Here is an 11,967-nt window from a genome sequence, read left to right on the forward strand (position 1 = left end):
GGCGGGCTGGCCGGCCAGCAGGCGTTCGACGACTTCGGCCGAGAAGGTCGAAAAGGTAGTCAGGCCACCGAGGAAGCCGGTAATCGCGAACAGCTTCCAGGCCAGCGGGAAATGGGTATTGATGTGAAAAATACCGACGGCCACGCCGATCAGGTAGCCGCCGAGCACATTGGCCGCCAGCGTCCCCAGCGGCAAGGCTAGGAATAGCGGATTGAGCGCCAGGCCGAGAAACCAGCGCGACCAGGCGCCCAAGGCAGCACCGCAGCCGACTGCCAGAAAGTTGAGTGCGGAGAGGTTATGTAACGCAGACATGGGGTGAATTTTAGCGGTTTAAGGGCCCCAACCGTTAAAATGGCGCAATCGAAATCAGAGGTTTTACCGTGAGCAGCCCCAACAAACCTGAAACAGCCCCCGCCGCCAATTTCATCAAGAACATTGTCGAAGCCGACCTCGCTGCTGGCAAGCATGCCCAGCGCCACTGGGCCGGCCATCCCGGCACCGCCGCCGAGCACGCTGCGGCACCGCTTGATGCCGCCAAACTGCGCACCCGTTTCCCGCCCGAACCGAACGGCTACCTGCATTTCGGCCACGCCAAATCCATCCTGCTCAATTTCGGTCTCGCCGAGCAATACGGCGGCCGTTGCCACCTGCGTTTCGACGACACCAACCCGGAGAAGGAAGACCAGGAATACGTCGATTCGATCATCGACGCCGTCAAATGGCTCGGCTGCTCCTGGGAGAAGGATGGCGAAACCAATCTTTACTACGCCTCCAATTATTTCGACTGGATGCTGCAATGCGCCGAGGCGCTGATCACGGCTGGCCACGCCTACGTCGATAGCCAGTCGGCCGACGACATGCGCGCCAATCGCGGCACACTGACCCAGCCGGGCAAGAACTCGCCGTTCCGCGACCGCTCGGTGGCCGACAACATGGATCTGTTCAAGCGCATGCAGGCCGGCGAATTCGCCGACGGTCAACACATCCTGCGCGCCAAGATCGACATGGCGGCGCCCAACATCAACCTGCGCGACCCGGCCATCTACCGCATCCGCCACGCCACGCACCACAACACCGGCGACAAGTACTGCGTCTATCCGATGTACACCTTCGCCCACCCGATCGAGGATGCGCTGGAAAACATCACCCACTCGATCTGCACGCTCGAATTCGAAGACCAGCGCCCGTTCTACGACTGGCTGCTCGAACGTCTGGCCGAAGCCGGCCTGCTCCAGCGCCCGCTGCCGCAGCAAATCGAGTTCTCGCGCCTCAACCTGACCTACGTGGTTTTGAGCAAACGCAAGCTCATTCAACTCGTCGAGGAAAAACACGTCAGCGGCTGGGACGATCCGCGCATGCCGACCCTCGTTGGCGCCCGTCGCCGCGGCTATTCGGCCGACGGCTTCCGCCTGTTCATGGAGCGCGTTGGCGTTACCAAGAACGACTCGCTGATCGACTACGTGCTCTTCGAAGACGCCATGCGCGAGGTCATGAACGAATCCGACCCGCGCCGCATCGCCGTGCTCGACCCGGTCAAGCTGATTATCGACAACTACCCGGCAGGCCAGGTCGAGGAATGCCACGCCCCGAATCACCCGCTGCACCCGGAACTCGGTCACCGCGCCATACCTTTCAGCCGCGAATTGTGGATCGAAGGCGAAGACTTCATGGAAGTCCCGAGCAAGGGCTTCCGCCGCCTCTTCCCGGGCAACATGGCGCGCCTGCGCTACGGCTACGTGGTCGAATGCACGGGCTGCGACAAGGATGAAAACGGGAAAATCACTGCGGTGCACTGCAATTATTTGCCCGAAACCAAGTCCGGCACGCCGGGCGCCGACAGCGTCAAGGTCAAGGGCAACCTGCACTGGGTCTCGGCTGCCCAGTCCTACGCCGCCGAAATCCGCCTCTACGAGCGCCTGTTCAAAGAGCCGGCGCCGGGCGCCCGGCGCGAAGGCGATGCACCGGACCTCGAGCGCGACTTCCTCGATGACCTGAACGCCGATTCTGCCCGGACCATCACCGCCCAGCTCGAAGCCTGCCTGAAGGATGCCCAGCCGGAAGAACGCTTCCAGTTCGAACGCCACGGCTATTTCGTCGCCGACCGCGTCGACTCGAAGCCGGGCGTCCCGGTCTTCAACCGGGCCGTCACGCTCAAGGATTCCTGGGGCAAGGCGAGCTAAGGCCATGGCCGGCGGATGGGGCTGCCCGCACGAGGTCAATGATCGTTGTCTCAAGATCAACAACCTGCCGTGCGATCCCGGCATGAAGGGCTGCGAGCTCTACGGCCGCTACCGCTTCGCCGACGAGAGCAAGAACGAACGTTACTGGGAAAAGAAGAGCCGGGAGCCGGCGGCAAAACCCAAGCATGGTGACGAATCGAAGTGAACAAACTCGCCATCCAGCAACGACTCCGCTTTCGCCTGGTCGGTTTACAAGCCATCTACGCTTTCGGCAGCCAGGTCGAAGGCACGGCAGACCCCGCCAGCGACCTCGATCTGGCGGTCCTGGTCGGCGGCTATGTTCCCCCCCTCCAATTATGGGAACTGTCGGGAGAGATTGCCGATCTCGTCGGTTGCCCGGTTGATCTACTCGACTTCCGGGCCGCCTCGACGGTCATGCAATACCGCATTCTGACGACTGGCCAGCGCTGGTGGGCCGCCGATAGCCGCGCCGATTTATACGAGGCCGGCGTGCTCAGCGACAAGACCGAACTGGATGGCGCCCGCGCCGGTTTGCTCGACGACGTACAACGCGAAGGACGGATTTATGGTCGATGACGTACTGATCAACAAGGCAGCAACCATCGAGCGCTGCTTCGGCCGCGCCCGCGAGGAGTACGCAGCCGATCCGGCCGGCTTCTCGGCCAATTACACCCGCCAGGACGCGGCCATCCTGAACATCCAGCGCGCCTGCGAAGCCGCTCTCGACATGGGACAGCACCTGATTCGCCGCGAACGTCTTGGCGTCCCGCAGAGTACCCGCGACGTTTTCACCCTGCTCGCCCACGGCGGCTGGATTACCCCAGGGCTGGCCGACAACCTGAAACGCATGGTCGGCTTTCGAAACATAGCCGTTCACGATTACGAAAGCCTGCAATTGCCGATTACCATCCGCATCATCGAAAGCCACCTCGATGAGTTTCTCGACTACACGCAAACCTTGTTACGCAAGGATGCGAGCCAGCCACGCCAGTGATGCCCCGCGACGTCGAACAACTCGGCCAGGTTTTCACGCCGCCCAATGTGGTGGCGTTCATGCTCGACCTGTGCATCAACCGGGGGCGAACGCTGGAACCATCGGCCGGCGACGGCGCCTTCTTCAATGAATTGCAGGCCCGGCAGGCCGATTGTGTCGGCATCGAGGTCGACCCGCGGGTCGCTCCCGACGGCGCCCTGGTCAGCGATTTTTTTGCTTACCCGCTCAGCGAACAGTTCGACAGCATCGTCGGCAACCCGCCCTACGTGCGTTTTCAGGATGTTACGGTCAACACGAAAAAACGCCTGAAATCGGAATTGTTCGACGCGCGCAGCAACCTCTTTCTGTTCTTCATCGAAAAGTGCATCCGCCATCTCAAGCCAGGCGGCGAGCTGGTTTTCATCGTACCGCGCGAATTCATCAAGCTGACCGCCGCCCGCAAGCTCAATCGCTGGCTGTTCGAGCAGGGCAGCATCACGCACTTTTACGAAACCGGCGATGTTCGCGTCTTCGGCGAGCACACCCCGAATTGCGCCATCTTTCGCTTCGAAAAGGGCCGCACAGACCGCCACATGGCCGATGGGCGACGCTTCACAGAGGTGGACGGCCAACTGATGTTCCTGCGCGACGATCACGCCATCCGCTTTTCCGACCTGTTCACCGTCAAAGTCGGCGCGGTATCCGGGGCCGATCAGATTTTCACCCACCCCAAGGGCAACATGGAATTCGTCTGCTCGAAGACCATAGAAACCGGTGAAACGCGCCGTATGCTTTACGGCATCAAGCACCCGCACCTCGACAAACACAAGGCCGCTTTGCTGGCCCGACGCGTCAGACCCTTCGACGAGTCGAACTGGTGGCAATGGGGCCGGCATTTCCCGATCAGCATCCATCCGCGCATTTACGTCAACAGCCGAACCCGCCGCCAGGAGCCCTTCTTCCTGCACGACTGCAACGCTTTCGACGGCGCCATCCTCGCCCTGTTCCCGAAGAACACGCGCATCGCCCGCCGCGACCTGATCGAATGTACGGTGATGCTCAACCGCGAAGTCGACTGGCAGCAACTCGGCTTCGTCTGCGATGGCCGCTTCCTGTTCACCCAGCGCAGCCTGCAAAATTGCCTGCTGCCGGAAAGATTCTCCCGTTATTTACCGTCTGAAAAGCCCAAGGACGTCGCATGACCTTCATCCAAAAACTGGCTGCCGCCTGGCAAAAGAACAACTCGCTCCTCTGCGTCGGCCTCGACCCCGATCCAGCCAAGTTCCCGGCCCACCTCAAAGGCCGCGATGACGCCATTTTCGAATTCTGCGCCGCCATCGTCGACGCCACGGCCGACCTCGTCTGCTCGTTCAAGCCGCAGATCGCCTACTTCGCTGCCCGCCGGGCCGAAGACCAGCTTGAAGCGCTGATCGCCCACATCCACGAAAAGCACCCCGGCCTCCCGGTCATCCTTGACGCCAAGCGCGGCGACATCGGCTCCACCGCCGAACAGTACGCCGTCGAAGCTTTCGGCCGCTTTCAGGCCGATGCCGTCACGGTCAACCCCTACATGGGCCGCGATTCGGTCGATCCCTACCTGGCCTACCCGGACAAGGGCGTCATCCTGCTCTGCCGGACCTCCAACCCGGGCGGTTCCGACCTGCAATTCCTCGATGTCGGTGGCGAAAAACTGTACGAACGCGTCGCCCGCCTGGCCTCCCACGAATGGAACACCAGCGGCCAGATCAGCCTCGTCGTCGGCGCCACCTTTCCGGCCGAGATTGCCCGCGTCCGCGCCATCGTCGGCGACGTGCCGCTGCTCGTCCCCGGCATCGGCGCCCAGGGCGGCGACATCGCAGCAACCGTCAAGGCGGGTCGCACGCAAAATGGAACTGGCTTGATGATCAATTCGTCGCGGGCCATTCTTTATGCCGGCAAGGACGAACAGTTCGCCGCTGCCGCCCGCCGGGAGGCAATCGAAACCCGCGACACCATCAACCTCTACCGCTAAGGACACGCCATCATGCGCATGGACGACTACCGCGAGAGCGACAATATTGAGGACCGCCGGGGCGGCGGTGGTGGCATCGGCCGCGGCGGCGTCGGCATTGGCGGCGTCGTGCTGGCGTTGGTCGTCAGCTACTTCACCGGCATCAATCCGATGACCGTGCTCGGCTTCATCGAGCAGACGCCCCTCGCCCGCCAGGAAGCACCGGTCGCCCACAAACCACCGGCCAATGACGAAACCGCGCGCTTCGTCTCCAAGGTGCTGGCCTCGACCGAAGACGTGTGGACGGATGCTTTCCGCCAGAACGGCAAGCAATACGAGGCTCCACGCCTCGTCCTGTTCACCGGCGCCACACCGACCGCCTGCGGCACCGGCCAGACGGCCATGGGCCCGTTCTACTGTCCGGGCGACCACAAGGTCTACATCGATCTCGCCTTCTACCGCGAGCTGAAAGACCGCTTCCAAGCGCCCGGCGAATTCGCCCAGGCCTATGTCGTCGCCCACGAAGTCGGCCATCACGTGCAGAACCTGCTCGGCATCGCCGACAAGGTCCAGCAGGCCCGCCAGCACGCAGGCAAAGCCGAGGGCAACGCCCTGTCCGTGCGCATGGAACTGCAAGCCGACTGCCTGGCCGGCGTCTGGGGCAAGCGCACTGATACCATGAAAGCCGTGCTCGAACCGGGCGACCTCGAAGCTGCGCTGACCGCCGCCTCGGCCATCGGCGACGACCGCCTGCAACAGCAGGCGCAAGGCCGCATCGTGCCGGAAAGCTTCACGCACGGCAGCTCGGCGCAACGTGTCCGCTGGTTCAAGGCCGGCTTCGAAAGCGGCGACATGAACCGCTGCAACACCTTCAAGGCCGCCCAACTCTGAAACTAACCCGCGTTTTCGTCAGCCTCCTGCTCGTCGCTGCCAGCTTCGCGGCGACCGCGCTACCCCGGCATTCACCGGTCCCCGGCGGCATCGCCGTCGTCGACCTCGGCCCGGCCGGGAGCGTCGTTCCGACCGCCCACTGGGGCGAACGACCGCTTGCCGTCGTCCGCGACAATGGGCGCTGGTTCGCCCTGATCGGCATCCCGCTCGACACCCTGCCCGGCGATTTCGAAATCAGCATTTTTTTCGGGTTGACCGTGGCAACCCGGCCCATCAGCGTACACATCAAGAACTACCCGGAACAGCGCCTGACCATCAAGGACAAACGCAAGGTCGACCCCAATCCGGACGATCTGGCACGCATCGAGCGCGAGCAGAAAATCACCGAGGCCATCAAACGCCGCTTTTCCGAGGCGCCCCCCGCCACCGATTTCGCCCTGCCCGCGAACGGCCCACGCTCATCACGATTCGGCCTGCGCCGCATTTTCAACGGCCTGCCGCGCAACCCGCACGCCGGCCTCGACATCGCCGTTGGCACCGGTGCCCCGGTCACGGCGCCGGACGATGGCATCGTCGCCAATGTCGGCAACTACTTTTTCAACGGCAACACCATCTTCATCGACCACGGTCAGGGCCTGATCACCGCCTACATGCACCTTTCGCGCACCGACGTCCGCGCCGGCCAGGCGGTCAAGCGAGGCGACACTCTCGGCGCTGTCGGCGCCACCGGCCGCGTCACTGGCCCACACCTGCACTGGGCGGTCATTCTCAACAACACGCCGGTTGACCCTGAATTATTCCTGCCCGGCCCCTAGCCGCGCTGAATTCCCACATGCAAGCGCAGACCATTCACCTCCACGTTGCTGCCCCGGCAAAACCCCCTGAGGGCCAGGCGTGCAATGGCTGCGGCGTGTGCTGCGCGCAGGAGACCTGCCCGGCTGCCCGGCTGCGCTTCCTGCAAAAGGCAGGGCCGTGCCCGGCGCTGCAATGGTCTGACGCTGAACAACGCTACCTCTGCGGCCTGCTGGTAAGCCCGCGAACTTATCTCCGCGCCCTTCCCGCCAGTGCCGCCCCCCTTGCCCGGCAAGTGCTCGCCCGCTGGATCGCGGCCGGCCAAGGCTGCGACTGCAGCGCCGACGTTCAACCTTGAATGGCGGCGGCCAGCGTCATTTCACCGAATCAGCAACAACGGGTCATGCCGAAACGTTGCATCGGCATTTTCAAGACCTGAAAACGAGAAGCCCATGCGTTTCAGGCATGGGCTTCGTTTACTGCGACCCCGGCTCTTTCGGCTGGGGCATTCGGCTATTCGCCGTTACGGAGTACTACACGGTAATCTCAAGAAAACATCTATTGAATACAGCCATAGAATCTCCAGCAGCGTAGCGGGTACAACCACTTCATGCCGGGCTTGCTACAAACCACAACACGAATTCAGCTTATCACTCCGACAGAAAAAAGCTAGCGCGCTATCGCCTGAAAATCACATTCGCACCGGCCGGAACTTTCGCCAACGGAACGTAGCCGACCGCACCGGGCGTCGCCAGAACATATGCGACAACAGCATCAACATCGGGCAGCACCAAGGGTGGAGCACCTTTGCCGACATAGCGGCGCACCAGCCAATAGCCGGTGTACTGCTCCTCGCTCTGGCCCATGATCGTCGCCAAAAATCTTTCGCGCAACGGGTGTCCGGCCGGGTAATTGACGGGGGTAGCAGCCTGCTCTCCGATTGAAACCACGCGGCCGCTATAAAGGCGCTGCAGAATCGACTGTTCGGCCTTGGGAAACCCTCCGTATCCGATGAAGACGAGCGCCTCCTCGGCCTGTCCCAGACCCGACAGGCAGATGATCAGAAGAATAAGGAGCCGGCGCATCAATCCGCTTAGAACGTGAAATGATAGGAAAGGGAAAAGACATTGATGGTCTGCTGCGAACTGTCTCCACCTGACGGCGCATCAACCAGACTGGAGGCCACCCCGGTATTCGCCTGCGACCATTCAGCCTTGAGCAGGGTGCTCGGCGTCAGGCGAAAAGTAGTACCCAAAGCCACCGTTGATTGATCGTAGGGAATGATGATGTCAGCAAAGAATTTCTGGGACGCCACGTAGGGAGGCGGCACAGGATTGCCGTTAATCACCTGATATTTGGCGAGCGCCGAATCCGTCGACTTGGCTTTGGCGTAATAGACGTAGGGCGTCCAGGCACCAATACGCTTCGACAGGGAAAGGTAGGCGCCCCAGCGATTGAGGCCCTCGCTCGAACTATCGACCTTGATCCGGGCATACTCGCCGCTCATTCTTATATTTGCTGGCAAAAGAAGGCTTGCCCCGACGGTAAACAGCGGAATGATGACCTTTTCGTCGCCGCCGTCTCCAAACCGATAGATGCCGCCGACATTTACGATTGGCACCCCGATCTTCGTTCCGTCTCTCGACGCCTCCACACGATGCGCGCCGATCCGGAAAGTATTATCCAGACTCCGCGCCGTCAGGACCAAGCCAGCGCTCTTGATATTGTAGGTAAAGAACCAGCTACCGGGCGATCGCTGATCGGGCGTCATTTCCCGCCCATAGTATCGCCAACTGGTCTCGACCTTGCCGGCATAGGCTTCGGCAATCCAGTCCATCCTCTCGCCAAACCAGGTTTTGCTGACCCCCAGCCCAACGAGGTCGGTCAACGGCGAAATCGAGTACACCTCCTGCGGCAAACGCGCGAAATCAAAGGTGGCGCCAACGTCGTTGTTTTCGGTGTTGAGCATCAAGGGCAGGCGTATCTTGCCGGCGCGAATCAGCCAGTCGTCGCTCGGTCGCCACGACAGGAAAGCCCAGGCCAGCGAAGCCTGCCAGTCGGCATCGTTGTGGTCCGAGGGAGCGAGCTTGGCCTGAACAGTTGCGCTCCATTGCGGCGACAAGCGGGCATCAAGCTGTCCACCGAGAATGGTGTCACGTTTAAAGGTGCCGCGATTGTCGATAAAGCGCTGGTAGTTGTAAGACTGATCGGACACGGCAAAACCAAGCGTTCCGAAGCCTGACCATGTCAAATCGATCGCCTGCACCGGCTGGGTCAGCAAAGCAAGAAGGGGGAGCAGCCCGATATTGGAAATTTTTGGCAACATCATCAGCAATTCTTGTTTTTCATGGCTAATTTATTCATCGGCCAGTTTGATGGCAATCTCGGCGAATTCGGCCTCCAAGACTATGAAGGCATCAATCAGCAAAGGATCAAAATGCTTGGCGCGCCCTTCGCGCAGGACATCAACCGCTTCGGCATGGTCAAAAGCACGCTTGTAGGGTCGGCGGGAACGCAGCGCATCGTACACATCGGCGACAGCCATCAGCCTGGCCGGCAAAGGGATCGCATCGCCGGCCAACTGGTCAGGGTAGCCACAGCCGTCCCAGCGCTCATGATGGCTGCGGGCGATCTGGGCAGCGTACAGCAGCAGCAGGTTCTCTTCGCCAAGTTCACGCTGCGAGCGCAGCAACATGCCCTCGCCCTTGACCGAATGGGTCTTCATGATCTCGAACTCTTCAGGCGTATGCCGACCCGGTTTGAGAAGAATATGGTCAGGAATGGCGATCTTGCCAATATCGTGCAGCGGCGCTGCCTTGGCAATCTGGTCGATGTGCTCGGCGGTCAAAAATTCACGATCGCGCTCCTGCTTGCTCAGGTACTCGGCCAATAAGCGAACGTAATCCTGGGTGCGGCGAATATGGTTACCGGTACATTCATCACGGAATTCGGCCAGCGAAACCATAACGCGGATGGAGGCCTCCTGCAGGCGAAGGACTTCATTGACCCGGCGCTCCACTTCGCTTTGCAGCCAGGCACTCTTGTCTTCAAGGAAGGTTTGCCAGGTCCGTATTTGCAGATGGGTTCGCACTCGGGCCAGGACGACGGATGGAGCAATCGGCTTGCGGATGAAGTCGACCGCCCCCATGGCCAGGCCGTACTCCTCGTCGTCTGCCCCCGCCTTGGCCGTCAGAAAAATAACCGGCACCCCGGCCGTCAGCGGGTCAGCCTTGAGGCGTTTGCAGACTTCGTAACCGTCCATATTCGGCATCATGATGTCGAGAAGGATCAAATCCGGTCGCGCATTCACTGCCAGCTCCAGCCCCTTCGCCCCGCCATTGGCCAGCTTGACCCGGTAGTGGGTACGCAGCAACTGGTTGAGCAGGCTGAGATTGGCTGGCGTATCGTCAATGACCAGTATGGTTGCACCGTTCCTCATCACTGCCCGCCCCCCCCTGATTGGCGCTGCCGAGAATGAGCAGTGCCTCATCGAAATCCCATTGTCCGATTGCGTGGTCAATAGCGGCCACCTGCCGCGCTGAATATAGCCCGACCAAACGCCCCTTGTTCATGCGCCAGACCTCTTCAGCCTCGCCATCGCCTTCACTCAGTTGTTCGCGCAACAAGGCAAGCACCGCTTCGATCGGTCGCGCGTCGGCAGCGGCAGCCGAATCCGGCGAATTGGCTGGCACTCGCTCAATCCCGGCCAGCAAGGGCTGCAACTGTGCATCGACTTCGGCAATTTCCCCGAAAGGCTCGACAACGCCCGCCTTGATGACATTTTCAAGATCATACAGGGCCGACTGCAAACGGCCCATGGCGAAGGTGCCGGCCAACCCCTTCAACGAATGGATCTGACGCTGCGCGGCCTCAAGTTCGCCGCCCGCCAGCATCGCGTCGAGCCGGTCGGACCAACCCTGGCAATCTTCAGCAAAACGATGCAGGGTTCGGGCCAAAAACGGCAACCGGCCCTCAAAGCGGCGGAGGAGCACGGCCGATTCGATTTGCGGGATAGCAGCCAGAGCGACGACAAAGGCTCGATCGGCATCGCCAGATTCAGCGGGCGGCAGAACATGCCCGATCAGTCCTCGCCAATAGGGCTGCACCATGGCCAGGAGTTCTTCCGGCTCGAAGGGCTTGGCAATGTAGCCATTGACCCCTTTTGCCAGTCCGTCCTTCATGCCTTGCCCGGCGACATGGGCGGTCATCGCGATAATCGGCAGATCCTGGAAACGCGCCTCCTCGCGCAGGCGGCGCGTTGCCTCCCGGCCATCCATGACAGGCATTTCGAGATCCATCAAAACCACCGCGTAGTGCTCAGGCCCCTCGGCTGACAACAAATCAAGCGCGATTCGCCCATTGGCGGCGATATCGACGCTCGCCCCCCAGCTTCGGAGAATTTCCCCGGCCACCTGCTGATTCAGCTCGTTATCCTCGACCAGAAGTATCGACATGCCCTGCAAACATCCGGGGTGAGGGATGAGATGCTCGACTCTGGCCGGCTCGGTCGCCACGCCTGCGCCACAAATACGGCGCAGGGAGTTGGGCAACAGGGGTTTTTGGACCACATCAGCGCCCCCCGTGTGGTCAATCTCCTGGCGCAACAGGGAAGCATCGGCCACCGAAACCACCAGCGTCCTGACTGGCAGCTCGACACCCCGCGCGTGAAGCGCCTCAATCAACTCCCCCCCAGACATGTCAGGCATCAGCCAGTCGAGCAACAGCAAATCGTAAGCCTCTCCGTCATTTCCGGCCCTCGTCAGCCGAGCCAGGGCATCCAGCCCACCGGCCGACTGATCGACCTTTTTGCACCCCATCGCCAGCAACATGGTGGCCATGCTCTCCCGGGCCGGCGCATAGTCGTCAACAACCAGCGCCCGCTGACATTCGAGCGACGGCTCTGCGTCACGGTCGGCCTCAACCGAAGGTTCCAGCGGTAACTGCATGGCGAAATGAAACACGGAGCCACGGTCAACCTGACTTTCGACCTGAATTTCGCTGCCCATCGCTGCCAGCAGCCGCTTTGAAATAGCCAGGCCCAGACCCGATCCGCCATAGCGCCTGGTCGTCGAACCATCGGCCTGGGAAAACTCCTGGAAAAGGCGACCGATCTGCTCTTC

Annotated in this window: 14 protein-coding genes and 1 pseudogene; 10 read left to right on the forward strand and 5 right to left on the reverse strand. The window is 61.4% G+C overall.

Annotation, left to right across the window (positions count from 1 at the left end; genetic code table 11):
• On the reverse strand, positions 1–312 hold a 312-nt coding region (gene crcB / locus ADADOO_RS09635; RefSeq protein WP_511277066.1), incomplete at its 3' end, for a fluoride efflux transporter CrcB.
• A gap of 68 nt (positions 313–380) precedes the next feature.
• On the opposite strand from crcB, the gene ADADOO_RS09640 reads away from it, so the two are divergent.
• From ADADOO_RS09640 to ADADOO_RS09685, 10 genes and pseudogenes are all read left to right on the forward strand, one after another.
• Positions 381–2,180 carry a glutamine--tRNA ligase/YqeY domain fusion protein gene (locus ADADOO_RS09640; protein WP_511277068.1) on the forward strand — a complete coding sequence of 600 codons (1,800 nt, stop codon included), beginning with the start codon at positions 381–383 and terminating at the stop codon, positions 2,178–2,180.
• A gap of 4 nt (positions 2,181–2,184) precedes the next feature.
• Positions 2,185–2,385, forward strand: a complete 201-nt coding sequence (locus ADADOO_RS09645; RefSeq protein ID WP_511277070.1) for a hypothetical protein — start codon at positions 2,185–2,187, stop codon at positions 2,383–2,385.
• A complete protein-coding gene (mntA, locus tag ADADOO_RS09650; RefSeq protein ID WP_511277072.1) occupies positions 2,382–2,777 on the forward strand; it encodes a type VII toxin-antitoxin system MntA family adenylyltransferase antitoxin in 396 nt (131 codons plus the stop codon). Before ADADOO_RS09645 ends, mntA begins: the two co-directional genes overlap by 4 nt.
• On the forward strand, positions 2,767–3,195 hold the full coding sequence (hepT, locus tag ADADOO_RS09655) for a type VII toxin-antitoxin system HepT family RNase toxin (protein ID WP_511277074.1): 429 nt from the start codon (positions 2,767–2,769) through the stop codon (positions 3,193–3,195). Before mntA ends, hepT begins: the two co-directional genes overlap by 11 nt.
• On the forward strand, positions 3,195–4,376 hold the full coding sequence (locus ADADOO_RS09660; protein ID WP_511277075.1) for an Eco57I restriction-modification methylase domain-containing protein: 1,182 nt from the start codon (positions 3,195–3,197) through the stop codon (positions 4,374–4,376). The genes hepT and ADADOO_RS09660 overlap by 1 nt, the downstream gene beginning before the upstream one ends.
• The gene (gene pyrF / locus ADADOO_RS09665; RefSeq protein ID WP_511277077.1) at positions 4,373–5,185 is read left to right on the forward strand and encodes an orotidine-5'-phosphate decarboxylase; all 813 of its coding nucleotides are present in this window, start codon (positions 4,373–4,375) and stop codon (positions 5,183–5,185) included. Before ADADOO_RS09660 ends, pyrF begins: the two co-directional genes overlap by 4 nt.
• Before the next feature lie 12 nt (positions 5,186–5,197).
• Positions 5,198–6,055 carry a KPN_02809 family neutral zinc metallopeptidase gene (ypfJ, locus tag ADADOO_RS09670; RefSeq protein ID WP_511277078.1) on the forward strand — a complete coding sequence of 286 codons (858 nt, stop codon included), beginning with the start codon at positions 5,198–5,200 and terminating at the stop codon, positions 6,053–6,055.
• Positions 6,056–6,081: 26 nt separating this feature from the next.
• A pseudogene (locus tag ADADOO_RS09675) lies at positions 6,082–6,282 on the forward strand (M23 family peptidase); the annotation flags it as partial.
• Between the two features lie 30 nt (positions 6,283–6,312).
• A complete protein-coding gene (locus ADADOO_RS09680; protein WP_511277080.1) occupies positions 6,313–6,870 on the forward strand; it encodes a M23 family metallopeptidase in 558 nt (185 codons plus the stop codon).
• 17 nt (positions 6,871–6,887) lie between these two features.
• Complete coding sequence (locus tag ADADOO_RS09685; protein ID WP_511277081.1) at positions 6,888–7,205, forward strand: hypothetical protein; 318 nt, start codon at positions 6,888–6,890, stop codon at positions 7,203–7,205.
• Between the two features lie 319 nt (positions 7,206–7,524).
• On the opposite strand, the gene ADADOO_RS09690 is transcribed toward ADADOO_RS09685, so the two are convergent.
• The 4 genes from ADADOO_RS09690 to ADADOO_RS09705 all read right to left on the reverse strand — a co-directional run.
• Positions 7,525–7,932 carry a hypothetical protein gene (locus ADADOO_RS09690; protein WP_511277083.1) on the reverse strand — a complete coding sequence of 136 codons (408 nt, stop codon included), beginning with the start codon at positions 7,930–7,932 and terminating at the stop codon, positions 7,525–7,527.
• 8 nt (positions 7,933–7,940) lie between these two features.
• Positions 7,941–9,182 (reverse strand): hypothetical protein, encoded by a 1,242-nt coding sequence (locus ADADOO_RS09695; RefSeq protein WP_511277084.1) that lies wholly within the window; start codon positions 9,180–9,182, stop codon positions 7,941–7,943.
• 21 nt (positions 9,183–9,203) lie between these two features.
• The gene (locus ADADOO_RS09700; protein ID WP_511277086.1) at positions 9,204–10,286 is read right to left on the reverse strand and encodes a response regulator; all 1,083 of its coding nucleotides are present in this window, start codon (positions 10,284–10,286) and stop codon (positions 9,204–9,206) included.
• A partial coding sequence (locus ADADOO_RS09705) for a response regulator (RefSeq protein WP_511277088.1) occupies positions 10,255–11,967 on the reverse strand: 1,713 nt, incomplete at its 5' end. The genes ADADOO_RS09700 and ADADOO_RS09705, both read right to left, overlap by 32 nt.

Source organism: Azonexus sp., assembly GCF_036170495.1.
Taxonomy (GTDB): Bacteria; Pseudomonadota; Gammaproteobacteria; order Burkholderiales; family Rhodocyclaceae; genus Azonexus.

Bases quoted from the DNA above. Each gene is read 5' to 3' on its own strand.
- ADADOO_RS09645 (WP_511277070.1), top strand. From the start codon at position 2,185: ATGGCCGGCGGATGGGGCTGCCCGCACGAGGTCAATGATCGTTGTCTC.
- hepT (WP_511277074.1), top strand. From the start codon at position 2,767: ATGGTCGATGACGTACTGATCAACAAGGCAGCAACCATCGAGCGCTGC.
- ADADOO_RS09660 (WP_511277075.1), top strand. From the start codon at position 3,195: ATGCCCCGCGACGTCGAACAACTCGGCCAGGTTTTCACGCCGCCCAAT.
- pyrF (WP_511277077.1), top strand. From the start codon at position 4,373: ATGACCTTCATCCAAAAACTGGCTGCCGCCTGGCAAAAGAACAACTCG.
- ypfJ (WP_511277078.1), top strand. From the start codon at position 5,198: ATGCGCATGGACGACTACCGCGAGAGCGACAATATTGAGGACCGCCGG.
- ADADOO_RS09685 (WP_511277081.1), top strand. From the start codon at position 6,888: ATGCAAGCGCAGACCATTCACCTCCACGTTGCTGCCCCGGCAAAACCC.
- ADADOO_RS09690 (WP_511277083.1), bottom strand. From the start codon at position 7,932: ATGCGCCGGCTCCTTATTCTTCTGATCATCTGCCTGTCGGGTCTGGGA.
- ADADOO_RS09700 (WP_511277086.1), bottom strand. From the start codon at position 10,286: ATGAGGAACGGTGCAACCATACTGGTCATTGACGATACGCCAGCCAAT.